Annotated in this window: 24 protein-coding genes and 1 riboswitch; of the genes, 15 read left to right on the forward strand and 9 right to left on the reverse strand. The window is 38.9% G+C overall.

Translation table 11 applies throughout. The features are described 5' to 3' along the window. Positions 1-76 precede the first annotated feature (76 nt). From VB733_RS14660 to VB733_RS14685, 6 genes are all read right to left on the reverse strand, one after another. A complete protein-coding gene (locus VB733_RS14660) occupies positions 77-427 on the reverse strand; it encodes a Spx/MgsR family RNA polymerase-binding regulatory protein (RefSeq protein WP_323340798.1) in 351 nt (116 codons plus the stop codon). A 43-nt stretch (positions 428-470) separates the two neighbouring features. Then, positions 471-1790 carry a PhoH family protein gene (locus tag VB733_RS14665; RefSeq protein WP_323340799.1) on the reverse strand — a complete coding sequence of 440 codons (1320 nt, stop codon included), beginning with the start codon at positions 1788-1790 and terminating at the stop codon, positions 471-473. A 412-nt stretch (positions 1791-2202) separates the two neighbouring features. After that, a complete protein-coding gene (locus VB733_RS14670) occupies positions 2203-2811 on the reverse strand; it encodes a class I SAM-dependent methyltransferase (protein ID WP_323340800.1) in 609 nt (202 codons plus the stop codon). 426 nt (positions 2812-3237) lie between these two features. Continuing rightward, the gene (locus VB733_RS14675; protein WP_323340848.1) at positions 3238-5937 is read right to left on the reverse strand and encodes a U32 family peptidase; all 2700 of its coding nucleotides are present in this window, start codon (positions 5935-5937) and stop codon (positions 3238-3240) included. Positions 5938-6229: 292 nt separating this feature from the next. Next, the gene (locus tag VB733_RS14680) at positions 6230-7072 is read right to left on the reverse strand and encodes a hypothetical protein (RefSeq protein ID WP_323340801.1); all 843 of its coding nucleotides are present in this window, start codon (positions 7070-7072) and stop codon (positions 6230-6232) included. A gap of 225 nt (positions 7073-7297) precedes the next feature. Next, positions 7298-7636 (reverse strand): hypothetical protein, encoded by a 339-nt coding sequence (locus VB733_RS14685; protein WP_323340802.1) that lies wholly within the window; start codon positions 7634-7636, stop codon positions 7298-7300. 124 nt (positions 7637-7760) lie between these two features. On the opposite strand from VB733_RS14685, the gene VB733_RS14690 reads away from it, so the two are divergent. The 12 genes from VB733_RS14690 (at position 7761) to VB733_RS14745 (ending at position 18760) form a co-directional block, all read left to right on the forward strand. Further along, on the forward strand, positions 7761-8081 hold the full coding sequence (locus VB733_RS14690) for a metalloregulator ArsR/SmtB family transcription factor (protein WP_323340803.1): 321 nt from the start codon (positions 7761-7763) through the stop codon (positions 8079-8081). 52 nt (positions 8082-8133) lie between these two features. Next, positions 8134-9822, forward strand: coding sequence for a SulP family inorganic anion transporter (locus VB733_RS14695; RefSeq protein ID WP_323340849.1), 1689 nt, complete (start codon positions 8134-8136; stop codon positions 9820-9822). A 202-nt stretch (positions 9823-10024) separates the two neighbouring features. Continuing rightward, entirely contained in the window at positions 10025-10417 is a 393-nt protein-coding gene (locus tag VB733_RS14700) for a response regulator (protein ID WP_323340804.1), read from the forward strand. Between the two features lie 196 nt (positions 10418-10613). Next, on the forward strand, positions 10614-11186 hold the full coding sequence (locus tag VB733_RS14705) for a carbonic anhydrase (protein WP_323340805.1): 573 nt from the start codon (positions 10614-10616) through the stop codon (positions 11184-11186). A 258-nt stretch (positions 11187-11444) separates the two neighbouring features. Then, positions 11445-11514, forward strand: a riboswitch (Fluoride riboswitch). Between the two features lie 94 nt (positions 11515-11608). After that, positions 11609-13243 (forward strand): cation:proton antiporter, encoded by a 1635-nt coding sequence (locus VB733_RS14710; protein ID WP_323340806.1) that lies wholly within the window; start codon positions 11609-11611, stop codon positions 13241-13243. A gap of 139 nt (positions 13244-13382) precedes the next feature. Continuing rightward, a complete protein-coding gene (locus VB733_RS14715) occupies positions 13383-13574 on the forward strand; it encodes a hypothetical protein (RefSeq protein ID WP_035150595.1) in 192 nt (63 codons plus the stop codon). Between the two features lie 358 nt (positions 13575-13932). After that, positions 13933-15105, forward strand: a complete 1173-nt coding sequence (locus VB733_RS14720) for a RuBisCO large subunit C-terminal-like domain-containing protein (protein ID WP_323340807.1) — start codon at positions 13933-13935, stop codon at positions 15103-15105. Between the two features lie 22 nt (positions 15106-15127). Further along, positions 15128-15316, forward strand: a complete 189-nt coding sequence (locus VB733_RS14725; protein WP_323340808.1) for a CPXCG motif-containing cysteine-rich protein — start codon at positions 15128-15130, stop codon at positions 15314-15316. A gap of 49 nt (positions 15317-15365) precedes the next feature. Beyond that, positions 15366-15488 carry a hypothetical protein gene (locus tag VB733_RS14730; RefSeq protein ID WP_323340809.1) on the forward strand — a complete coding sequence of 41 codons (123 nt, stop codon included), beginning with the start codon at positions 15366-15368 and terminating at the stop codon, positions 15486-15488. A 33-nt stretch (positions 15489-15521) separates the two neighbouring features. Then, positions 15522-16082 carry a 3'-5' exonuclease gene (locus tag VB733_RS14735; protein WP_323340810.1) on the forward strand — a complete coding sequence of 187 codons (561 nt, stop codon included), beginning with the start codon at positions 15522-15524 and terminating at the stop codon, positions 16080-16082. An 80-nt stretch (positions 16083-16162) separates the two neighbouring features. Beyond that, positions 16163-17545 (forward strand): cytochrome P450, encoded by a 1383-nt coding sequence (locus VB733_RS14740; protein ID WP_323340811.1) that lies wholly within the window; start codon positions 16163-16165, stop codon positions 17543-17545. A 51-nt stretch (positions 17546-17596) separates the two neighbouring features. Beyond that, the gene (locus tag VB733_RS14745) at positions 17597-18760 is read left to right on the forward strand and encodes a pyridoxal phosphate-dependent aminotransferase (protein ID WP_323340812.1); all 1164 of its coding nucleotides are present in this window, start codon (positions 17597-17599) and stop codon (positions 18758-18760) included. A gap of 57 nt (positions 18761-18817) precedes the next feature. On the opposite strand, the gene thiD is transcribed toward VB733_RS14745, so the two are convergent. Together thiD and VB733_RS14755 are read right to left on the reverse strand one after the other, a co-directional pair. Next, entirely contained in the window at positions 18818-19660 is an 843-nt protein-coding gene (gene thiD / locus VB733_RS14750; protein WP_323340813.1) for a bifunctional hydroxymethylpyrimidine kinase/phosphomethylpyrimidine kinase, read from the reverse strand. Positions 19661-19759: 99 nt separating this feature from the next. Next, positions 19760-20176, reverse strand: coding sequence for a hypothetical protein (locus VB733_RS14755; protein ID WP_323340814.1), 417 nt, complete (start codon positions 20174-20176; stop codon positions 19760-19762). Positions 20177-20409: 233 nt separating this feature from the next. Between VB733_RS14755 and VB733_RS14760 the strand changes: the two genes are divergently transcribed. Further along, the gene (locus VB733_RS14760) at positions 20410-22266 is read left to right on the forward strand and encodes a DUF5942 domain-containing protein (RefSeq protein WP_323340815.1); all 1857 of its coding nucleotides are present in this window, start codon (positions 20410-20412) and stop codon (positions 22264-22266) included. Between the two features lie 130 nt (positions 22267-22396). Beyond that, complete coding sequence (locus VB733_RS14765; RefSeq protein ID WP_323340816.1) at positions 22397-22624, forward strand: hypothetical protein; 228 nt, start codon at positions 22397-22399, stop codon at positions 22622-22624. Here the strand turns inward: VB733_RS14765 and VB733_RS14770 are convergent. After that, positions 22621-22953 carry a thioredoxin family protein gene (locus VB733_RS14770; RefSeq protein WP_323340817.1) on the reverse strand — a complete coding sequence of 111 codons (333 nt, stop codon included), beginning with the start codon at positions 22951-22953 and terminating at the stop codon, positions 22621-22623. The two genes, VB733_RS14765 and VB733_RS14770, sit on opposite strands and share 4 nt — an antisense overlap. Positions 22954-23114: 161 nt before the next feature. Between VB733_RS14770 and VB733_RS14775 the strand changes: the two genes are divergently transcribed. Next, complete coding sequence (locus VB733_RS14775; RefSeq protein WP_323340818.1) at positions 23115-23273, forward strand: hypothetical protein; 159 nt, start codon at positions 23115-23117, stop codon at positions 23271-23273. Positions 23274-24276 lie beyond the last annotated feature (1003 nt).

Raw genomic sequence — 24276 nt, forward strand, 5'->3', positions numbered from 1 at the left:
ATTGTGTCACATCCTCACTATAGTATAAATGTATCTTCAATACTGAATATTTAAAATTACTCAAACTTACTGAAACTTAAATTCCTAGCTTAGTGTGGATTTCTCCCTCTTTAAATCCAACCATTACTGCGATTCCATTTTTGACGAACAACGGACGTTTCAGCAACATTGCATCTTTCACAAATGCCTCTACCCACTGTTGATTATTCCATGCCTTTTTTTCTGCACCTAATGCTCGGTAAGATTGACCAGAGGTATTTCGCATGGGTTGGGAGCCTAATGTTGTCACCCAATTTTGAATCATTTCCAGCGATGGTGGCTTTTCTTTAGTATTGATAAATACATGTTCAATATTATTTGTTTGCAACCATTGCAAAGCTTTTTTGCAGGTTCCACAGTTGGGAATTCCGTAAACTTCGAGAGACATTTTGGGTATTGGAGTTAGAGATTGGTGACAAGTTAAAGTAAATTCAAAGTAACATAGCAGCCCGTTCAGCTAAATGCGATCGCTCACCTTTACTGAGGGTAATATGGGCAGCTAAGGATTCGTTTTTAAATTGTTCCACTACATATGTTAAGCCGTTACTGGCAGCATCAACATAAGGATTATCGATTTGATCGGGGTCGCCCGTCAATACTACCTTTGTCCCTTCTCCTGCTCTCGTCAAAATCGTTTTGACTTCATGGGGTGTTAAGTTTTGAGCTTCATCTACAATTAAAAATTGTTTGGGAATTGTACGACCGCGAATATATGTTAAAGGTTCAATTTGTAACATTCCTCGTTCGATTAATTCTTCATGTCCCCTTCGCCAATGTGCAGGTTTTCCAGATACATCTTGTGTACCAAAAATCAAGTCAAAATTATCATATAATGGCTGCATCCAAGGAGTTAGTTTTTCTTTAATATCTCCTGGTAAAAAACCAATATCTTTTCCCATGGGAATCACAGGGCGAGATATCAACAGTCGAGTATAAGTTCGTTCGTCAGCAACTTTTTGTAATCCGGCGGCGATCGCTAATAATGTTTTTCCAGTTCCAGCTTTCCCAACCAGAGTAACTAACGATATTGAGTCATTTAATAATAAACTTAGGGCAAATTTTTGTTCGAGATTGCGAGGTTGAATTCGAGAAACACCAGTGGTAGGAATATTTTCTAGAGGTACAATTCTTCCGTAATTGACTACTCCTAATGCTGTATGGGAATTATTTAATTCATCAATAAGGTTAATCCCTTCATTGGGGAAAAATTCACCATTTAGCAGTAAAACACCATCTTTAGATAATTGCTGAATTTCATCGCCGGAAACAATTATTTCTTTGATACCTGTATAAAGTTCATCGATATCAACCTTATCTGTTTCGTAATCTTCGGCTTCGAGTCCAACCGCATCAGCTTTGATGCGTAAATTCGTGTCTTTACTAACTAAAACTACGTGACATTGACAAACTTGTTTCATTTCCAAAGCAACTGCTAAAATCGCATTATCACCATTACCATGTTCAAGTTCAACGGGTAAAGAATGTAAGGTTTTACGACTGCATAATGCGACTTTAAGCATACCGCCATTATTTAGTGATACACCTTCGATTAAGTGCCCTTGTTTACGTAATAAATCTAACGTGCGCGAGACTTGGCGGGCATTTCTTCCGGTCATTTCCGGCTGTTTTTTGAAGCGGTCTAATTCTTCTATTACAGTAATTGGTAAGACTACGTCATTGTCCTTGAACCGTAAAATTGCAGAGGGATCATGCAGCAAAACATTGGTATCGAGGACAAAGGTTCTTTTCATCGTAATCAAAAATTAAATTAAAATTCAAGATGCATCTATACAATATAGTGCTAATTTACACTGTTTTACTGATTTCAGTATATTTTATTGCGAAAAAGATACTTTTGGCAGTGATATTTACATCCTTGCGAGTCACAATTGCCACAAAATGATGAAGTTAGATTAAGTCAAAAAGAATTAAAAATCTTTTAAAATAGAATTTAAAGAGTAACATTACCTAAAGATTTTAAAGCGATTAAATTAATTCCATCAAAGAAGGTGTAATATGCCGCAGCCAAAAGAAAAAAATACCATCGACATCGATCCGGCAACTTTACTGCTGATTATCAGCTTACTCATTTTGCTTCCGCTTTTAGTGACGGGCTTTTTAGGACAATAAAAGCTGAGAGAAATGGAATGGTAATCAAAAAAATTATTTTGAGAAGATTGTTAACATAATTGCACCTAATAAATATTGATGTTTGACGCAATTCAATCCGGCTTGTTGTCCTAGTTTTTCGCGGACTGCTGGACTATAAATGCGAAGACTACCACTAGACATTCCTATAACTTTTGGTTCATCAGCCCAACGAATTGTGTAGTCAACTAGGTAAAATTTGCCTCCAGGACGTAATATGCGATGAACTTCGGATAATACAGTGATTGGATTGGGATAATGTAGGAAACTAATTGTATTAAAAATAGCATCGAATTCATTATCTGCAAATGGTGTTGCTTCTGCATTACCTTCCACAAATCTCAGGCGAGATTGATGTTTATTGTTAACATTTGCTTGTTTGAGCATTTCTTGGGAAAGGTCTAATCCTGTTCCTTGAAGTGTGGGATTTTGTTGAGCAATTCGATTGAGCAAGCGTCCAGTTCCGCAGCCTAAATCTAATATATTTGCCTTTTCCGGTAGCTCAACATACTCTAGTAAGCGTTTGTGGATTGCTTGATAGAAAACAGTAGTAAAGAAGATATCGTAGAAAGGTGCCCAACGATCAAAAATCCACTGTTTTTTAGAAAAGAATTGTGAAGACATTTGATTTTAGATTTGAAAAGTATAATTTTAGAGACATATCTATGTTAAGCAATTTTTGCAGTAGTAGAAACTACTATTTATAAGTATTCATGAAAAATCTAGCAAATAGTTTTATTTTACATCAGAGAACATCAAATCAAAATAATAAGTAATTTTACTCATTTTTATTGAGACGGTATGATTTGAAGGGGGTGTAAAGATTACTAGTGACAATGGATTCAGGCAAATTCAATCAATTTAAAATCGGCATCGTATAGACGAGATAATTACTAAATAAGGAGATTTAAAGATGTCTAATGTAGTCAATCTTAATCTTGAGTCTGAGTATTTAGAAGAAGTATTTAACTACTTTAGATAGCGGTGCGTTACGGTTTATGCCTAACACACCCTAATTTTGTTTTTTGTACTTTATTTAATCCACATTCCTTAATGTACAACTGTACCGCGAGTAACACCTAATTGATTCTGTAATTTTAATTCTCTCCACAACTGGGAACCCTTAATTTTTCCACACAATAATTGTTGATACATTTGGATAGTTTGCTTGACATCATCTGGTGTTTCATTAACAAACTCAATTCTAAAATTTTTCAAACCAGAATTAAGTAACTTTTGCACATACTCAGCACCAGTTTGAGCAGTGGCATTAAATACTGTATTTCGGCAACCTAAATCAGCTTGTAAAATATGCTCACTACCAACGCGATCGCGTAATTTAACTTCATATTTTTCACAAGGTCTACCGCAATTGGTAAAATCAGTTCCAGTTGATAAAAAAGCACAAAAAACACAATGTTCCATGTGAAACATGGGCATATGTTGGTGGATTGTCACCTCATACCACTCCGGAGGAGAACTAGTAATTAAGTCTTCCAATTGATTAATATTTAAATCGTAAGAAGCCGTAACCCGTTCCAAACCAAACTTATTATATAAATAATCAGCAGTTAAAGGATTTGCCACATTTAACGAAAAATCCCCCACACATCTATCATTTGCAAAGAATTGAAGCTGGTCATAATTTCTAATTAAATAACCATCAGCATTGTGCGATCGCACTTGTTGTAAAATCCAATTTTCACCCGGTTTTGTAATTCGAGGAGGAGCAAGAAATATTTCGGGATTGGGTGAATATGCTCCTGAGAGTGGTAAAGATGGGGAGAAAGAAATACTATCTTCTTCCTGTGTCAATGTTTCCCTATCTCTCTTTTTTCCCTTCACCATTTCCACAGCTTCGCGATACTTCCGAGTATCTTCAAATTCACAATAAACTGTCTCAATCCCGGCTTCCAGTGCGGCTGCAAGTTGTTGTAAATTACGTACCAATACAATCAGATTTGGATGACTATTTTTATCTTTATCTTTACCTTTATCTTTACCTTTATCTTTGTGTTCCTGTATCGGGACATTTCCTAGTTTGGGAAGTAAATCTTTTAAAGATGCATTTTGATTTAATTGCCAACGTCTTGATTTTGCCCGTTGTTCTGCCAACTTGCTAACAATTTCTCGTCGTATTTTATTCAATTCACTCACAGGTAAAATCACATTACCCTGAAGATAATTATTTAAATTACCTAACTTAAAAGGAGTATTACCCAATCTGCCCAATTGCTCCTGCAACTTCTCCGTTGTTAGGGGTTTTGTATGTGCTTCCTGTAATAAAATCTCCGACTCAACCAAAACCACATAACCAAGCTCATCACGAGTCACAGTAACCAACTTATTGTCAACTTCCCCATGTACCTCGATATCAATGGGACGTTGGAACTGCGGTGTATCTCCAGCATAACTTTGTCGCAACTGTTTATCTAATTCCGGATCGCTCGTCTTCCACAATTTATCTCCAACATGCACCCGTCGCCAATTCAGATTATCTTTACCAAAAGTAATTATTGCCTCTTTACCCCTCTGCTGTACCCCATAAACTCGTCCTCCTTCCTCCTTTGTCTCCGGATGACCACAGTCAAATACAACACCATCACCAGGCTTTAAGGGTGCCTCTAATGTAACAATTACCTCTTCATGACGAATCTGCTTGACTTTACCCAGGTATACCCCGCGCTTCTTCCCAAATCGAGCATGAACTAATTCTTGATTGTTGATTCCCCGGAACCAACCAGTATAAATTCCTCGAGAGAAAGCCATTTCCAGGTTGTAAAGTTCTTCTGGGGAAGGAGATATGGAGGATTTTTTGGGAAAATCAGCCTTAACCTCTGTTTCTGTTATCTCCTCGTCTTTCACCGTATCCTCTGGCAGCATCATCAGGCGATCGAGTGCTTCCCGATAAACCCGCGTCACATTCGCTACATATTCAGGAGATTTCAACCGACCTTCAATTTTCAAACAACTGACACCTGCTTGTACTAACTCCGGCAAAACACTTAACCCAGCCAAATCTTGGGGACTAAGAAGATACTTTTTATCCCCCAAATCCACACTTTCCCCGTCTACAACTAACTCATAAGGCATCCGACAAGCTTGAGCGCATTCCCCCCGATTTGCCGATCGCCCCCCCAAAGCCTCGCTGGTTAAACATTGCCCCGAATAAGCAACACATAAAGCACCGTGAACAAACACTTCCAATGGCAAGGTGGCACCACGATACTGCATCCGATTTTGAATTTTGTTAATTTCCGGCAGCGAACATTCCCGTGCCAAAACAACTAAATTACACCCTAGAGTCTCCGCAAATTCCACACCTACATCGCTTGTAATTGTCATCTGTGTGGAAGCATGGATAGGGAAATCAGGAGAAAGGTGACGAATGAGACGACAAATACCAATATCTTGGACAATTACCGCATCAACACCAGCAGCAATAATTGAACGCAGATATCTTTCCGCCTCACGCAATTCTTGGGGAAATACCAAAGTATTGAGGGTGACATAACCTTTAACACCTCTACGGTGGAGAAACTCCATTAATTCCGGTAAGTCTGCCTCAGTGAAATTTTCAGCCCGCATCCGTGCATTGAACTTATCCAAGCCGAAATAAATTGCATCTGCACCATTTTCGACAGCAGCTGTCGCACATTCCCAGTTACCGGCGGGTGCGAGGAGTTGAGGAAGGGCGTTGGAGCGGCTTGTGGATTGGCTGTGGTTGGTTTGGATAAGTTCGGCTTGCATGACTACTAAGGAGAGAGATGATACCTTAGTAATGATATCGTTTAGCATCAATTGCGATCGCAGCTAACAGAATTATTTTGCTCAACCAAATAAGTCTTCTATCAATTCTCCGTGACTTGTAGGATAAGTTAGGACGAACAGGATTATAAAAAAAATTAATGTACTAATTGTTAAGTATGATGCTTTTCAAACGTGTTGATAATTATCTTGATATAGTGTTTCAATAGTTTTAGCAATTGAATCTTCACCTCAATCGCCTGAAAAATTTTATCAGCTATTTGAATTCTGGAAGCTATCTTGAATTAGGATACTTTATAGATGTAGTTATTTGTAGTTTCTTAGCAAAAGGCTTAGAAATTTTAATCGTACCATGCTCGCGAGTAGTTAATAACTTCTGATTACCATTCAAACCTTTGAAGCCTTGAGCATGATTTATGTATCTATTTTTCATTTCTGGCGGCATCGGCTGATTTAACTTGTTAGAAATAATTATTAACTCAGGTTGACAATAATCAAACACTTCCTGGCAATAACCACTTGCTTGTCCGTGGTTAGATACTACGAAAAAATTAACTCGTTGTAAATTCTCTCGAAATGATGGATTTTCTAAGAGAGAATACCAACCTTTTTGTGTCAAATTACCGGGAAATATTATGCCAATACCAAAGTAGTAAATAAAAGTCACCAAACTTAAATTATTGTAATCTAAAAAATTGGGATAATGATTAGAAAAAAAAGCGAAACTGATGTTGCCAAATCTATGATTAACAATTTTTGCTCTATAGGAGTTGCTGATGAAACTTAAAAAATTTATTTTTCCGCTTCTCGCATGATTACGAATACCTATTTCTGGCAAGTTATTTGCATTTATTGAAGGATTTTTAATCAAAAAATTAGTAGGGAATTGACTTTGAAAACTATGGTTCATCAGGTAAGGTAAATCAGCTAAATTTTCGTCGCCCAAATAAGAAATAATTAAATTTTCCAGACCGATTAAACTACTATTTATAATATAGTTGCTTGGGCGAAACCCTGTTCGTTCATTGTAGCCACAGTCAATAAGTGTTGCACGATTATTATCAGAAATAATTAATGCACAAAAACCATATTCTACATCAAAAATTTTAATTTCCATTTTGCGAAATCACCTCTGTTTTTACTGCTTGAGTCTTTTTGTAAAGACAAAAAATCATACCAATTTGAAACAAGCAGGCGACAAATAAATTTTGTAGAGATACGATATAGCCTTCTGCGGAAAAGCTAACGCATCTCAGATTCTGGATGTGTTGCCAACATTCTTGGAATTGGTATCAGTTTTTCAAAGGATTATGTAATTAAATGTATAAAAATAATTTGCAGTCTAGTCCAGAAAAGCCATCAGACTTTCAGAATCATTGATGGTATTTGCAGCAACTGGACGAATCCCACACTGGTTAATGCTATCAACAATATCTATTGTATGAGCGCCAATGGGACGGATACCCATAACATTCATTGTTTTTACAACTTTGAGGTTACTAGCAGTAATGGGACGTATTCCTGCACTGGAGAATGTTTTGACGATTTCTATGCCCCTGCTAATTGGACTAACTTCAGAAATAGCTGATGTTTGCAGAACTTCTAGCTTGTTGGAGGATTTTACCGATATTGGCATAATACCGATATTTGCGCGATCGCTCTTGTCGTCTTTGATTTCCACTGCTGTTTCCTGCGGGAGTAACCCGAAAAGGTGAGGTTTAGAGTTATATCTCTAACTTGCTGAACCATAGCATAAGTGTTAAGCTATCTGCAAGACTTTGAAGATAGAGATATACTAAAATAAAATGCCCTTTGAACCTAGTTACTTCAAGGCAGACTTTTTCAAGGTTCTGTCCAACCCTGTGAGGATTCAAATCTTGGATACTTTGCGACAGGGCGAACAAAATGTGAATTACATTGCCCAGTGGCTAGAGGTAGATGCTTCATCAATATCTCAGCAGTTGGGAGTCCTACGTCGGCTGAATCTGGTAACGATTCGCAAACAAGGCAACTACGTCTTTTACTCGATTCGTGATCCAGCTATTTTCAAGGTGCTGGATGCAGCACTGGAGGTGTTTAATAACCATCTAGTAAATGTGCGTGAAGCATTGGAAAAGATGGAATAACACTATTGGGTGCATCAACAAAAAATTCTGTATGAGAGTTAAAAATGACAATATGGCAATCTCTGATATCCTCGAAGAACCACAGTTTTTGCGTTTGAGTCGCTGGTTTAGTGGACTGCGCGGCGATTTGACAGGGGGACTCACCGCAGCAGTAGTCGCCTTACCTTTGGCTTTAGCCTTTGCGGTAGCCAGTGGTGTAGAACCCAAGGCGGGACTTTACACCGCTATTGTGGCAGGAATTGTGGCAGCAATTTTTGGTGGTTCACCAGTACAGATTACAGGACCGACAGGTGCAATGGCTGTGGTTTTGGTGGGTATTGTCGCCAAGTATGGTATTGAGAAAGTTTGGATTGCGGGGGTGATGGCTGGCATTATCCAGGTAGCCTTGGGGGTTGCCAAACTGGGGCGGCTGGTGAAGTTTATTCCCTATCCAGTCACAGCGGGCTTTACCAATGGTATTGCCGTGATTATTTTTTGTGGTCAATTAAATAATTTCTTTGGTTTACAACTACCGCGTAGCGAACATTTTCTCCCCGGACTTGGGCAAACTTTAACTCACGTGGAAGCTTTAAACTGGGCGGCTGTGGGGTTAGCAACGGTAGTAATTGCTGCCAAGGTTTTGTGGCCTAAGATTAATTCGACAATACCGGGTTCTTTGGTGGGGTTGGTGTTGGCAACAGGTATAGCTACTTATTTTCATCTAGATGTCCCCACAATTGGCACTATTCCCCAATCTTTACCGATACCCCAAGGTATTCCCCACTGGGATAATTTCAGTCTAATTCGAGAACTAATTAATCCAGCTTTGGCTTTAGCAGCATTGGGAAGTATTGAATCGTTGCTATCGGCGGTAGTGGCTGATGGGATGACGGTCAGCGAGAAACATAATAGCGATCGCGAGTTAATTGGTCAAGGCTTGGCAAACATAATTGTGCCATTTTTTGGTGGCATTCCTGCCACAGGTGCGATCGCACGGACTGCTGTGAATGTCCGTTCTGGCGGTAAAACCCGATTATCTGGAGTAATTCATGGTGTTGCTTTAGCCATGATTGTCCTAACTTTAGCACCCTTAGCGGCACAGATTCCTCTAGCGGCACTTGCTGGCATTTTGATGGTAGTTAGTGTGCGAATGATTGAGTGGGAAGCTATTGGCTTATTGGTACGTGCTACCTACTCCGACTTTGCGGTGATGATTCTTACCTGGTTGGTGACAATCTTGTTTGACTTAGTTCTCGCTGTTGAAGTGGGATTGATTGCAGCCGGAGTCTTGTTTATTAAGCGGATGAGCGATTTAAGCTTAGTTAAAATACCTGAAACTGAAGTGTTTCCCCCAGGGACTCCTCTGGAATTAGGTAAAGAAATTGCAGTGTATCGGGTAGATGGTCCTGTATTTTTTGGTGCTGCGGAGAGGTTTGTCACCTTCCTGCGAGATGAACCAGAAGTGAAATATTTAATTTTGCGGTTACGTTTTGTACCAAATATGGATACGACTGGATTAGTAGCGCTGGAGGATATTTATCATGACTTGAAACGGCATAATTGTCGCTTAATTCTCACGGGTTTGCAACCTGAAGTCAAACAAATCCTAGAGCGTTCAGGGTTGTTAAAAATAATTGGATTGTCAAATTGTTTTGAAACAACCACAGATGCGATTTGCGCTATCAGTCCTCATATTATCGCCTGTTCTCAGCCTGTTGCCACTGATTTTCAAGCAAAAGAATTGATGGAATTAAATGATTGATACTATTGTGCCATCAAGAGAGCAAAATAGATATCTGTAATTACCAGTAAAGCCTCGCATTTCTGATTATTGTTAATTAGGGTGTGTGATTGAATTACAAAATAAATTTAAACAAGTTTAATCACTAACACCCTTTGATTACCATCAGAATTAATTAAATGATCTGAGAATTAAAATAACTCAAACATAACAGTCAAAAATCATGAAGAATATTTTAGTAGTGGAAAACGACCAAATTTTTCGTCACCTATTATGTGAATTTATCAGAAACAATAACTTTCATGTAATTGAAGCAAATAATATTTTTATGGGTTCATATTTAGCCAAGGAACAATACCCAGATTTAATTATTTATTCTTTGGAGATAGTTGAGGAAATGGGCTATCAAATATTTTACAAAATGCATGAGAGTTTAATAAGTGTGAAAATTCCTTTAATATTCGTCACTAATAAAACAGATATTTCCTATCCCCTCAAAAAAATTAGTCAAATGGGAACAGGTATTTTACTAAAAAAAATAGTAGGCTTTAGTCGAATTTTGGAAATCATTCAGATTGAGGTGGATAAAGGTAGTGAGGACTTTCACCTTTATTGAAAAACTATTTAATTGCTAGAATTAAATCACTAGATTTAGTCAAAATATGGGTATAGATTATAAAAAATAAAATAAAAGTAAAATAAAAGTAAAATATTCAATTACATCTGTTAAATAATCTTAATACAAACTTTGGCAACAGAGTCTTGAACTAGTTTACAATCTATGCTGCCAGCATAAAATCTAATTATAAAAAATGAAAAATATAATCAATCAATCACATACTGGTCAATGTCTTTGTTGTCATTCCTTGGCTAGTCGTCGTCATTTTCTGAAATCTTTGCTGCCCGGAGCCGTAGCTTTGACTATGTTGCAATCAGCAGCACCTGCTCAAGCTGAAGTTCATCGAGCCAAAGCTTTAGTATTAAGTTGTATTGACTTTCGGTTTCTCACAGCAGAACGTTTCTTTTTAGGGAAGAAAAATTTAGGTGGCGAATATGATTGGACAGCATTAGCAGGGGCATCCCTGGCTGTAACCGGATTTCCCCATCCATCAGATGCTGAAGCATTTTGGGATCAGCTAGATATATCTTCTCGATTACATCAGATTAACAAGGTAATTATAATTGACCATCAAGACTGTGGAGCTTATGCAACTATGATTGACCCGAATTTAAGTCAAGATCCAAAGCGAGAGTTAGAAATGCATACAGATTATTTAAATCGGGCTTATAAATCAATTCGCGATCGCTATCCTCATCTTGAGGTGGAACTTTACTTTGCGACTCTCAATAAACCTGAATTCCAAACCATTGTACCCACAATTTAAAATTTTAAAATCACAATTGCCTCAATAATAGCCAGAAAAATGAAGCGAAGATGGGGAGACAAGGGCACGCGGGGACGCGGAGATAGGGAGATTTATTTTATGTGTTGCCAGATTTTGAAGAAACGATATAAATTACTGAAAATCTTGCTGGCATATCATTAATCCAGAGATAAGCTTAATCGTCCCACTAATTTCCAGTGGCATTCTACATTTTCCAAAAAGATGCCTAAAAGAAAGATGCTAAAAATGATGTAAGATAATTCCTTAGGCGATGGAGCTCGCCGTAACCGCCTTTAATAAATGCAAGGCTGATAGCTCCTACTTTCCTCTACTTGTAGCAGGATTGTAGGGCTGTATGCACATCATAACCTGACTCTCTTGTTTACAAGTATCTCTACAACAACGATTTTGAGAGTCAAGTAATGCTAGAAAGCGTAATTTGGATTTTGCTAACGGGGTTTTTCATCGGTCAACTGGCACGGCGATTGAGCGCTCCACCCCTAATTGGAATGATTCTTAGTGGTATTTTGCTTGGTCCTCAAGTAGCTAATGTCATCCATGCCGATGTTCTCACCTCTGCCGACCGTTTGCGAACCGTGGCTGTGATGATTATTTTGATGAAAGCTGGGCTGGGATTAGACCGGGAAAAACTCTCTCAGCAGGGTACAGTAGCGCTAAGGTTAGGATTTTTACCAGCGACTTTGGAAGCGATCGCGATCGCGCTTGTGGCAATACCGCTATTTCATTTTAATTTTCCCACAGGTTTACTACTGGGCTGCATTATTGGGGCGGAATCTCCAGCAGTGATTGTCCCAGCAATGTTACGACTCAAAAGTCTGGGATGGGGAGTTACTAAAGGTATTCCCGATGCCATTTTAACTGGAAGTGCCCTTTCTGATGTATTGTTGCTGTTAGTTTTTGGCTTGTTAGTGGATTTTCTCACACAAGGAAATACCGAGAAAATTACCCTTTTGGGAGGATTGACATTAACAGCATGGCAGTTTTTACCCATCCAAGTATTACGAGAGATTATTTTCGGGCTTTTAGTTGGATACGTTGCCGCTCGTTTACTGGTGTGGTTTCTCGTACAACAAAAATGGACACAAAATACTGTCCAAGATATTTTGATTACTGCTTGTACGGCTTTATTTTTAGTAATTTTACCCCAGTATTGGGCTTATTATTCTGGATATTTAGCAGTCATGGCAATGGGGTTTTTCCTAATTGAATTAGATGCTCCGTTGGCGCGAAGATTGCGAATTGGATTTGACAATTTATGGATGATTGCGGAAATCTTTTTATTTGTCTTGTTAGGGGCGAGTATTCAATTAAATGTATTAGGTAATATTCTCTTGCCGGGGCTTGTAATTTTGGCAGTAGGTACATTAATTGGTCGGATGTTGGGTTGGTATGTTTCCACCTTAGGAAGTAATTGGAATTGGCGGGAACGGTTGTTTTTGTTGCCAGGAAACTCAGCCAAAGCCACAGTCCAAGCAGCCATTGGTGCAATTCCTTTAGCTCGTGGTATTGAGGGAGGGGATACCATTTTAGCGATCGCCGCCCTGTCAATTTTAGTCACTGCTCCTTTAGGGGCTTGGGCAATACCTATCTCTGCGCCAAAGTTATTACAACGTGGTGAAGTCGATCCCACCAAGGTGACAGTATCTACCCGTGTCGTATTATTAGCTGCGGTTGATACTTCTGCCATATCTACCCAAGTGTTAACAAAAACCGCCGCCCTCGCTCGTCGTAGTGATGCTGAGGTCATTGTTTTACATGTGATTAATGTTGCTTCTCCTGATGCTGTTCAAGAATTACAAAAGAGAACTGAGCGATTACTTGCAGATATTCGCTATAAATTTGTGACGCTCACGGGTTCTGTTCCCGAACAAATTGTGCAAGCCGCAATTGATTATCAAGTATCAGAAATTATCATGGGAAAACGGGGAGCAAAATCTTGGGAACAAGTGTTGATTGGCTCAGTTTCTCAAACCGTGATTGAATCCAGTTCTATTCCTGTACTGGTAGTTGAAGATTCTCTACTCAATCATAATTAATCCAAATTACTACGTGTATATCCTGGCAGAATTTTGGTAGAAAATAGCAACAAATCTTAATCTATTATTTGTGAACAAATAATTAATCTACATAGGTTTTGTCAGAAAATATCAGCAGCAGTTAATAGAGGTAAATATCATGCACAAAGAATATATGGAGCTTTTAGAAGGATTAATTGATAAATTAACATTATCTGCAATCTTAGAAATGTTAGAGCGAATATGTCACAAAAAAGCAGAAAATCTGAGAACTCACTGGCAAGATGAGACTTTAGCAAAGCTGTGGGATAAAGCAGCTAGACAGATAGAACAAATAAATATTGATGTTTGAGCCAACAAAAAAGCTCATTCTTTATAGAAGGGATGGGGTACAGGGAATATTCGTAGTATTCACAACACGCGAATTGTCTACCTAATCTTTAATTTTTAGAGGATGAAACCCCACCCTTTATTGGTATATAACTAGCAATGGAGTCATACAAGTGCATAGAGACAGACGACACAGCAGATAAATATTTTCTGATTTTCCTAGAGCTTTGAAGTAATTTTGCCCAAAATCCCTTGTTCAATTCCTTGCAGGCAATCTAGCGTTACTTCAACAATTGCTGTACCGCAGACATACCTGAATATTTGCTAAATCATGGTATTGAGCCTGATAATTTACTTAGTAATTAGTCAAGTTAAATAAAATGGCGATCGCAGTAGATTATCGTTTTCCACATGGTATTGATGCTGAAAAGCAAGCCAAAACTATCGCAATTGGGCAAACAGTCGGTACTTGGGATGCTAGATTTAGCCACCGTGAAGCTAGTTTGCAGGCACATTTGGCTGAAGTAGTATCAATTACTCATGCAGATGAAGGATATAGTATTGCGACAATTCACTTTCCCGAAACAAACGTCGAAAATGATATCCCTAGTCTATTGACAATGATATTTGGTAAATACTCAATGGCTGGTGCTGCAAAAGTAGTAGATGTACGACTACCAGAAAACTACGGTTTGCGTCCTCAATTCGGTATTACTGGTATCCGCAAATTACTTGGTGTATTTAACCGTCCCCTAATTATGGCAATTTTTAAGCCTGCTTTAGGACTTTCAGCCAGAGATCATGCGGAAATATTCCAAGAAGTCGCAACAGCAGGATTAGATATTATTAAAGACGATGAAATTTTAGGAAATCTGGATTCTGCGCCCACATTAGAACGTTTGCAAGCTTGCCGTGTCATTATCGATCAAGTCAAACAAGAAACTGGACGTACCATCCTTTATGCTGTGAATGTAACGGGAAATGCCAGAGAATTAATCCATAATGCCCGCGAATTAGTACGTAATGGTGCCAATGCCTTGTTATTGAATGTTTTCTCCTATGGCTTTTCTGTACTTGAGGCACTAGCAACAGACTCGGAAATCAATGTACCCATATTTACCCATCCTGCTGGTGCTGGTGCAATTTCCGCAGCACCTGATTATGGCATGGATTACTCAATTACCCTTGGTACTTTCATGGCTCATGCTGGTGCAGATGCTGTGTTGTATCCTGCACACTACGGAAATTTACCATTTGCAGCCGAAGTCGAAGCAAAAATTCGCGATAACTTAAGAATGCGCGGTGTCATGCCAGTACCTTCTGCGGGGATACATCCCGGTGTAGTTCCGAAAGCTTTAGCTGACTACGGACAAGATGTGATTCTCAATGCTGGTACTGGTATTATGGATCATCCCGATGGTGCAGCAGCAGGAGTAAAAGCATTTTTTGAAGCTTGGAAATATGTGGAAAAAGGTGAATCTTTTAGTTTAGATGCTTTACCCAGTGGCGCACTTCGTCGTGCTATTCAAAAATGGGGAATATATAATTCTTAATTCGTAATTCTTAATAGTACAAATGCAAACAACAGCCGAGTTTTATTGTGCCTATTGTGGTGAAGAAAACACTACTTTTATTGATATTAGCCAAGGAAGTCAGCAAAAATATGTTGAAGATTGTCAAGTTTGCTGTCGCCCCAATATTTTATATGTCCGCATTGATGAAGAGACTTTAGATGTTGAGATAGATACTGAGTATGAGGAGTAATATCATATTGCCTCAATAATGGCGATAAAATAGACGCGGAGATGGGGAGATGGGGAGACGCGGAGATGGGGAGATGGGGAGATGGGGAGATGGGGAGATGGGGAGATGGGGAGACGCGGAGATGGGGAGATGGGGAGATGGGGAAATGTGGAGGACAATTAATGATCAATAAATTAGCTGAAAAATTTAAACCGGATTGCTACATATGCATCAAGATAATAAAAACTTCTATTTTTTAGTTATTGATTTAGAAGCAACTTGCTCGGATGACAAAAGTATTCCTCGTCATCAGACAGAAATAATTGAAATTGGTGCAGTCATGTTAAATCGTAGCACCTGGGAAGTTGATGCAGAATATCAGCAATTTATCCAACCAATTCGTCATCCGCTATTGACTGATTTCTGTACACAATTAACTACAATTCAGCAAGCCGATATCGAAAAAGCTCCGAAATTCCCAGAAGCAATTATGCACTTACAAAAATGGATGTCACAATTCCCAAAATATACTTTTTGCTCCTGGGGAGATTATGATAAAAGACAATTTATTCAGGATTGCAAATTTCATAAAATTCCCTATCCTTTGACACCAGAACATATCAATATTAAAAAGCAATTTTCCGAATATCTAGGTGTTTCTCAAGCTTTTGGAATGGCAGATGCGTTGGCAAAATTAGGATTTGAATTAATCGGGACGCATCACCGGGGAATTGATGATGCTCGTAATATTGCGAAGATTTTACGACATATGGAAACAGTCAAGTGAATGCTTGATTTTTATTTGTTACTATTAAAATAGTGATATCTCAAATCTCAAAACCAAAAGTTCTGGAGATATAAAATTTTATGCAACTACCAAATCCGATCGCAACTCCTGCTTTTTTACAAAGAATCCAGTGGGTGGCGAATCCTGTGGGATATATGGAAAACGCAGTGCGCGATTATCCTGACATCTTTAGCTGTAAAATTATGGGTTCTGGGAAAGGAATTATTTTTGTTAATCAACCCCAAGCTATTCAGGAAATTTTAACCAACGATCGCAAGAAATACATCGCTCCCGGTGAGTACAATAGTATATTGTCTCCAATCATTGGTAACTATTCGGTAATTACTATTGATGGGGAAAGTCACCGCAAACGTAGACAATTGATAATGCCATCATTTCATGGCGATCGCATGAAATCCTATGGTGAACTCATTATTACTATAACTGAAAAAGTTATAAATGAATTGCCATTCAATCAGCCTTTTTTGGCACGTGCGGCAATGCAAGAAATCTCCATGCAAGTCATTTTACAATCAGTTTTTGGTTTATATCAAGGGGAGCGCTGTCAGCAACTTAGATATCTAATGGGGAGAATGTCAAATATTTTCCGCAATCCCTTTGCTTCGAGTTTTTTATTCTTTCCCTTCCTGCAAAAAGACTTAGGTAAATGGAGTCCTTGGGGAAAATTTTTACGCGATCGCGAACAAATCGATAAGCTAATATACACCGAAATCTCGGAGCGTCGTCAATATCCTAATCCCGATAGGATTGATATTCTTTCGCTATTAATGTCAGCCAAAGACGAAGATGGAGAAGGATTAAGCGATCAAGAATTACGTGATGAATTAATGGCATTATTATTTGCGGGACATGAAACCACCGCAACTGCAATGGCATGGGGTTTATACTGGAGCCATTTCTTACCTGAAACCGGAACAAAATTACGGCAAGAACTCGATAATTTAGGCAATTCAAGTGATGTCATGGATTTGTTTAAATTGCCATATTTAACTGCATTTTGCAACGAAACCTTACGCATCAACCCCGTGGCAATGGTGACATTTCCGCGATTAACTCAAGAAACGGTAGAGATTTTAGGATATCAAATTCCAGCAGAAACAATAGTATATGGTTGCATGTATCTCGTACATCAACGCGAAGATTTATACCCCCAACCCAGACAATTTAACCCCAATCGCTTTTTAGAACGTCAATTTTCCCCCTATGAATTTATGCCATTTGGAGGCGGTTCACGTCGCTGTATTGGTGAAGCTTTAGCAATGTTTGAGATGAAATTAGTGCTAGGAAAAATTTTGGCAAACTATGAGTTAAAACTCTTTAATTCCCAACCAGAAATTCCCCGTCGTCGCGGTGTCACCCTCGCGCCAGCAAAAGGTGTAGAAATGCTATTACTCGGCAAAAGATCGCGTCAACAAGCCCAACTAGCAGCAGTGAATTCATAAATAGGAGAACAGGCGATCGCAAAAATTATATAACTACTGAGTCATAAGCAAATGCCAAATCTAATTTCCCGCATGGAGTCGGTGCAATCTCCAATTATCCCCGTGATTGGGGAACTGATTCGTAATACTCCTGGGACTATTTCCTTAGGACAAGGTGTAGTTTCTTACTCTCCACCTCCAGAAGCGATCGCTTGTTTATCTCAATTTTTTTCCGAAGATTCTAATAATTTATACAAGCAGGTAGAGGGAATCCCGCAATTATTAACAGCAATTCAAGCAAAATTAAGTAGCTTCAATGCGATCGAAATTAATGAAGATAGCTGTATTGTTGTCACTGCCGGCAGTAATATGGCATTTATGAATGCTGTTCTGGCAATTACATCTCCTGGTGATGAAATTATTTTAAATACGCCATATTATTTCAATCATGAAATGGCAATTAGAATGGCAGGTTGCCATCCAGTATTAGTAGAAACCGATGAAAATTATCAGTTAAATTTAAATGCGATCGCCTCGGCAATTACTGCGAAAACTCGCGCAGTTGTAACGATTTCCCCAAACAATCCTACGGGTGCAGTTTATTCTCAAACAGCACTACAGGGAGTGAATCAAATTTGTCGAGACAAAAATATTTATCATATTAATGATGAAGCGTATGAATATTTTACCTATGACAATGTCAAACATATTTCTCCGGCTTCATTTACTGGTAGTAGCAACCATACTATTTCTTTATTTAGCCTTTCTAAAGCCTATGGTTTTGCAAGCTGGCGTATTGGTTATATGGTTATTCCCGCAACTTTATTAGTATCAATTAAAAAGGTTCAAGACACAATTTTAATTTGTCCTCCAATTATTTGTCAGTATGCTGCATTAGGGGCATTACAAGCCAAACCGGACTATCTCAAACATCATCTTCATGCAATATCCCAAGTTCGCAAATCTGTATTAGAATCACTTCAGGAATTAGAAGATATCTGTAGAATTACTCCTGCCGATGGTGCATTTTATTTCTTTTTGAAAGTAGATACAGACATTGATACTTTTACTGTAGTCGAAAGGTTAATTAAGGAATATCAAGTGGCTGTAATCCCCGGTACTACTTTTGGAATGCATCAGGGATGTTATTTGCGCGTTGCTTATGGTGCTTTGCAACAGGATACGGCAAAAGTAGGAATTACCAGATTAATCAAAGGCTTGAAAAGTATTATTTAATCAATTAAACAAAAAATTAAATAAAATTTGAATTCCTAACTAGTCACTAGATTAATTTTATTTCTCAATTCTCTTTTCTAACAACTGATAAAAATGACCAACTGGTCCCTGTCCAGCACCAATATCTAAACTATATTTCAACGCTGAACTAACATAATTCTTGGCTTTTTCTACAGCTATAAATAAATCTTTACTAAGAGCTAAATTAGCAGTAATGGCAGCTGATAAAGTGCAACCTGTACCATGGGTATTTTTAGTATTTACTGGCTGCGTCGTCAAGATTTCTAGTCTATCACCATCAAACCAAATATCAACCCCACGTAAATCTCCCTGCATTCCCCCACCTTTAACTAAAACAGCGACACCAAAATCACGATAAATGCTTTCTGCTGCCAATTTCATCCCATCTAAAGAATTAATTTCTAAACCCGTCAAAATTTGAGCTTCATAACGATTGGGTGTCACTAAAACCGCCAGGGGGATTAAATTATGGCGAAGTGCTTTCACCGCATCATTATCAATTAATTGTGCCCCTGTACGTGATACCATCACTGGGTCTACAACTAAATTATTAATTTGATTGTTAACCTGTAATTGCTCTAATTTTTCGGCAACTGCCACAATAATTTCCTGGTTGAGCAGCATTCCTGTTTTCGCCGCATTCACGCCAATATCAGTAATCACAGCTTCCATCTGTGCCACAACAGCAGACTGTGGCATCGCATCAACTCGTGTAACACCTAAAGTATTCTGTGCAGTCACACAAGTAATGGCACTCGTACCATGTACACAGTGGAACGCAAAAGTCCGTAAATCTGCTTGTATTCCGGCTCCACCTCCACTGTCAGAACCAGCTATAGTTAAAGCGACAGGAAGCTGATATATTGTGTTTACATTCATTACTCAATAAGAATTAATACAGTACAAATTACCTTTACTTTTTCTTTTTCTTTCTCTCAATGATTGTATGGGGCAGAATCCCTTTTTTCTTAGAACCGATTACCCCTTCTCCATTAGCCTGAGTAAATATTTACCCCATTCTGCCGCCAGGGGAATTTCCGTAAATGGAACTCGTACTGATTTGCCAGATTCCGAAAAAATAAATTCTAATTCAATTACACGACCTTTTTCAGGTGGTTTGTCTATTTCTACTTGTTTTTGATCAACAACTAGCTGGATATTAACAACATTATCTAGTGAAAAAGTCTCCAGTTGAATTGGTCCAGTTGTTGTTGGCTTTCCCCAAGTAATATTATTGTCTTTTTGACCTAAAACTGCATAAATATCATATTTTGCTTGATCAAATTGCTCTGCCCAACTGCGGTAAGCCTCAACTTTTTTAAACTCCCTCGAACCTTGCCAAGCTAACCAAAAAAAAGCGAATAGCAAAGGCAACCACAAAAGACCGCGTTCCATAAAATATTATCTCTAGTTATGCTGATTCTGCGTAAAAAATCGTTTTACTCTTGATGTTTAAGTAAATGTGTATATCTGAACAGATATTACTTGTGACTTACAGGCTGAATTTGTCGAGTGGGAACAGTTAACTTTGTAACTAATCCTGCAAAAATGCGTCAAACAATCTGTGTGTAAGTTATCTTAGTGAGCAACCGCCTTTCATTCAAAAATAGCCATCGGTAATAGTTTATATGAGAAGGCTCTTAATACTGTGTTTGTTTGTTGTTGGACTGAGTGCAGCCCTGTTCAACTTTTTGAACTTCCAAGGACTAGCTGCTCAAGGACAGTTTGAGACGATTGTAGTTAATTTTCGGGAAGATATTCCCCAGGATAAATTAAAACAGGATTTGGATGCGATCGCCAAACAATTCCAAGCTACGCCAAAACTCGATAATAAATTTTCTGCCAAAGATAACGTTTATATTATCAAAGGCGATAAAGCTCGACTTTCGGAGTTACGGCGTTCTCTCTTTGCTAAAGATACAGAATTTGTCGAACCTAACTATATTTACAAAATTCCCAAGCTGGGGGAAGTAGCTAGAGAAGCAGAATTTTTGCAATCTCCAGATAGTAAAGACTCTACATCCAGAACCGCTAATACTCCCAATGATCCACTGTACGTGAAACAGTGGCACATGCATAATATCAACGTTGAAGGTGCTTGGGCACAAACTAAAGGTAGCGGTATCACTGTCGCAGTTATAGATACCGGGGTGAGCAAAGTTCGCGATTTAGTTGAAACCAAATTCGTTAAGGGTTACGATTTTGTTAATGATCGTGAAGAAGCGATCGACGATAACGGACACGGTACTCACGTTGCTGGAACCATCGCCCAAGCCACAAATAACGGCTATGGTGTTGCTGGTATTGCTTACGAAGCCAATCTCATGCCCCTCAAAGTTCTCAGCGATTACGGTGGTGGAACCATCGCTGATATTGCCGAAGCTATCCGTTTTGCCGCCGACAACGGCGCAGATGTGATTAATATGAGCTTAGGTGGTGGTGGTGAAAGTCAATTGATGAAAGATGCGATTGAATATGCCTACAATAAAGGCGTAGTCATTGTTGCGGCTGCCGGAAACGAAAGCGAAAATGGTGCAGCTTATCCAGCCCGCTACCCCCACGTAATTGGTGTTTCCGCACTTGGTCCCGATGGGATTAAAGCCCCATATTCTAATTATGGTGCAGGCATCGATATTTCTGCCCCTGGTGGTAGCGACGCAGGTAAAGTCCTCCAAGAAACCATTGACCTCGATAATAAAGGTGAAGAAACCTTTTTGGGATTGCAAGGTACTAGCATGGCATCCCCCCACGTCGCCGGTGTTGCCGCCTTGATTAAAGCATCGGGAGTGAAAAATCCTGACGAAGTTCTGGGAGTTCTCCAAAATTCCGCCAGAAAAATTCAAGAAGACAGCCTCAACTACTACGGTGCTGGGCAACTCAATGCTGAAGCCGCAGTCACCCAAGCCAACCAAGGACAAATCAGTTTCCAAGACTTCTTCCGTTGGTTACGTGATAATGGCTATCTCAATCCCCGTTTCTGGATTGATGGTGGTGCTTATGCCCTAGTTCCCAAAATCTTAATGGTGGTTGGTTCCTACTTACTGGCTTGGTTCCTACGGGTTTATTTCCCCTTCACCTGGACTTGGACTTTAGCAACAGGTTTAATTTTTGGTAGTTCGGGTTTATTCCCCCTGAAAGGATTCTACATTTTTGATTTACCACAATGGCCCTTCCGAGTTCTAGGTAGTTCCATACCCGAACTGGGCAACACTATTCAAGGAACCGACGCATTTAATCCACTTTTTGCCAGTGTACTTATTCCTTTGGGCTTAGTTGCTTTGCTGCTTGGTCATCCACAATGGAAGTGGTTCGCCATTGGTTCATCGATTGGCATGGCAGCTTGTTTGGGAGTAAGTTCTATTACTGATCCTGCTGTGTGGGGTTTAGGAACTAGTATACTTGCACGTTTGTTCTTAGTAGTTAACGCCTTCCTCTGCTTTGGACTTGCCCACTTTATTGTCAGTAACGAAGGAAAAACAGCATAAATTGGGCATTGGGCATTGGATATTGAATAATTGAATTATTGAATATTCGTGACTGAGTATCAGTAATTTTCTCTATTTCCTTTGCCTCTTGCCCTATTATCCTAATTACCCGATTAACTAATAATCAGCTATGAGCATCACAGTCACAGGTACAATTCAGCGCCGCGATATTGGTATGGGTGCTTGGGCACTCGTAAGTGATGAGGGTACTACTTACGAAATCCCTCGCAGTGCCGATAAAAAATTACTCCAGTCAGGACAAAAAGCCAAAGTCACCGGAAAAATACGCGATGATGTCATGACTACGGCAATGATTGGTCCGGTTCTGGAGGTAAATTCTTTTGAGTTGGTTAATTAATCAACTTCAGAGCCTACGTTGGCGGAGTCCAAAACAGCTTGTAAGCGGTTCCTAAACTCACCCTTGGGGTGTCCCCCCTTCACTTCACCCACAATCTTAAATTCACCTTCGGGTGATTCACAAATAATATAGGTGGGCCAGCCCATTTGCGATTTATCGGGATATTGTGCTAGTAATATTTGCCGATATTTTCTGTATGTCGCTGTATCCTGCATTTTTACGTCAACAAATTCCAAACCCAATTCTGCCGCCACTTTTTGGTCGTAAAAAGCCATTTTGTGACAAATACCACAGTCTTCGCTAGAAAACTTAATTACGGATAGAGGCATGTGGTTGAGTATTTTTTACTATCGACAGAAATATATTATATAAAATCTCTGAACTATTCGGGAAATATTGCCCATTGATTTGTTTTTCATCCAAATTAGTTAGGCAATATCTGCCGATCGCCGATGAAAAGTGATAGGATATATTGACTCATAGAATAGATATGACTGGGTGCGCGATCGCGGATTTACATCCACAAAATGCATTTACCAAAGCTTCTACCGAAACCTATATCCAGAAACATGCGATCGTAATTATATCGATTGAGCAAATCAGCAAGTTATCTACCAATCATCTACCAATTGTCATGAAAGTTGATTAATTTCAACCTTCATCGATACTACTCTTTTTTCAGTACAATCATACTATCCAGATTCTATGCAAAAGCAAATAATCCTACCACCTGGGGAGTTGGGTTATTAGGGTTGGACTATCATTTTAACTATTCTGCAATTTGGGAATACTTTCCGGACAAATTGCAGAATTTAATCAAAAACTATCCCAAAACAAAATTTGCTGCTAAGATGGTGATAAATATCACATTAGAGAAAGCCCCTAGTTGATGGCAGTCTACCAGGGGAGTTAAGTTATCAGGTGCATCTACCATCTATTTATTCATTCCTGGATGTTGTGATTCCGGATATTTTCACTGAAATAGCAAGTCTCCTTTTTGACTCAGTTTCTTATGTTTTTTCAGTTAACAATCAGTTAATTGATGGGTCAAGTGTGAGGAAATTGCAAAAAAAATTCCCCTGCACAGCAATTGCCATTTAGGGGAGTGAATTATTAGGGTGCATCTACCAATTAATAGTTCTTCCTTTTGCGGGTACTTCCCGGACATTTTCCGAAATATTTTCAGAAATCAGCTTTTTTGTTTGCCTGTCTCAAACTCAAAAAAAAATCCCCCTGTGGAAAGCTTCCAAAAGGGGAGTGGGTTATCAGGGTGCATCTACCAATTAATAGTTCGTCAAATAAATCACCTACTCCGGAAAAATTGCTGAGATTGACAAAATTTATTTTGATATCAATCTTTGTCATGTATGTAACGTCTCGTATGTCAAAAAAATCCCCAACTGGAACAATACCAGTCAGGGAAGTAAATTATCAGGGTGCATCTACCAATTAATAGTTCGTCAAATAAATTACTTACTCCGGAAAAAATTGCTGAGATTGGCAAAATTATTTGGACATCAGGCTTTGTCATATACGTAACCTGCACCTACATCAAAAAAAATCCCCAACTGGAACAATACCAGCTAGGGGAATGAGTTATCAGGGTGCATCTACCAATTACTTGTTCGAGATAAAATCAGTGTATTCCGGAC

This window comes from Calothrix sp. UHCC 0171 (genome assembly GCF_034931845.1).
In the GTDB taxonomy this organism is placed as follows: Bacteria; Cyanobacteriota; Cyanobacteriia; order Cyanobacteriales; family Nostocaceae; genus Brunnivagina.

Excerpts from the sequence above, each read along its gene's own strand:
- VB733_RS14735 (WP_323340810.1), top strand. The coding sequence starts at position 15,522 with ATGCATCAAGATAATAAAAACTTCTATTTTTTAGTTATTGATTTAGAA.
- VB733_RS14695 (WP_323340849.1), top strand. The coding sequence starts at position 8,134 with ATGGCAATCTCTGATATCCTCGAAGAACCACAGTTTTTGCGTTTGAGT.
- VB733_RS14690 (WP_323340803.1), top strand. The coding sequence starts at position 7,761 with ATGCCCTTTGAACCTAGTTACTTCAAGGCAGACTTTTTCAAGGTTCTG.
- VB733_RS14700 (WP_323340804.1), top strand. The coding sequence starts at position 10,025 with ATGAAGAATATTTTAGTAGTGGAAAACGACCAAATTTTTCGTCACCTA.
- VB733_RS14765 (WP_323340816.1), top strand. The coding sequence starts at position 22,397 with ATGAGCATCACAGTCACAGGTACAATTCAGCGCCGCGATATTGGTATG.
- VB733_RS14730 (WP_323340809.1), top strand. The coding sequence starts at position 15,366 with ATGGGGAGACGCGGAGATGGGGAGATGGGGAGATGGGGAGATGGGGAG.
- VB733_RS14775 (WP_323340818.1), top strand. The coding sequence starts at position 23,115 with ATGACTGGGTGCGCGATCGCGGATTTACATCCACAAAATGCATTTACC.
- VB733_RS14760 (WP_323340815.1), top strand. The coding sequence starts at position 20,410 with ATGAGAAGGCTCTTAATACTGTGTTTGTTTGTTGTTGGACTGAGTGCA.
- VB733_RS14740 (WP_323340811.1), top strand. The coding sequence starts at position 16,163 with ATGCAACTACCAAATCCGATCGCAACTCCTGCTTTTTTACAAAGAATC.
- VB733_RS14725 (WP_323340808.1), top strand. The coding sequence starts at position 15,128 with ATGCAAACAACAGCCGAGTTTTATTGTGCCTATTGTGGTGAAGAAAAC.
- VB733_RS14675 (WP_323340848.1), bottom strand. The coding sequence starts at position 5,937 with ATGCAAGCCGAACTTATCCAAACCAACCACAGCCAATCCACAAGCCGC.
- VB733_RS14665 (WP_323340799.1), bottom strand. The coding sequence starts at position 1,790 with ATGAAAAGAACCTTTGTCCTCGATACCAATGTTTTGCTGCATGATCCC.
- VB733_RS14755 (WP_323340814.1), bottom strand. The coding sequence starts at position 20,176 with ATGGAACGCGGTCTTTTGTGGTTGCCTTTGCTATTCGCTTTTTTTTGG.
- VB733_RS14720 (WP_323340807.1), top strand. The coding sequence starts at position 13,933 with ATGGCGATCGCAGTAGATTATCGTTTTCCACATGGTATTGATGCTGAA.
- VB733_RS14770 (WP_323340817.1), bottom strand. The coding sequence starts at position 22,953 with ATGCCTCTATCCGTAATTAAGTTTTCTAGCGAAGACTGTGGTATTTGT.
- VB733_RS14705 (WP_323340805.1), top strand. The coding sequence starts at position 10,614 with ATGAAAAATATAATCAATCAATCACATACTGGTCAATGTCTTTGTTGT.
- VB733_RS14670 (WP_323340800.1), bottom strand. The coding sequence starts at position 2,811 with ATGTCTTCACAATTCTTTTCTAAAAAACAGTGGATTTTTGATCGTTGG.
- VB733_RS14745 (WP_323340812.1), top strand. The coding sequence starts at position 17,597 with ATGCCAAATCTAATTTCCCGCATGGAGTCGGTGCAATCTCCAATTATC.
- VB733_RS14680 (WP_323340801.1), bottom strand. The coding sequence starts at position 7,072 with ATGGAAATTAAAATTTTTGATGTAGAATATGGTTTTTGTGCATTAATT.
- VB733_RS14710 (WP_323340806.1), top strand. The coding sequence starts at position 11,609 with ATGCTAGAAAGCGTAATTTGGATTTTGCTAACGGGGTTTTTCATCGGT.
- thiD (WP_323340813.1), bottom strand. The coding sequence starts at position 19,660 with ATGAATGTAAACACAATATATCAGCTTCCTGTCGCTTTAACTATAGCT.
- VB733_RS14660 (WP_323340798.1), bottom strand. The coding sequence starts at position 427 with ATGTCTCTCGAAGTTTACGGAATTCCCAACTGTGGAACCTGCAAAAAA.
- VB733_RS14715 (WP_035150595.1), top strand. The coding sequence starts at position 13,383 with ATGCACAAAGAATATATGGAGCTTTTAGAAGGATTAATTGATAAATTA.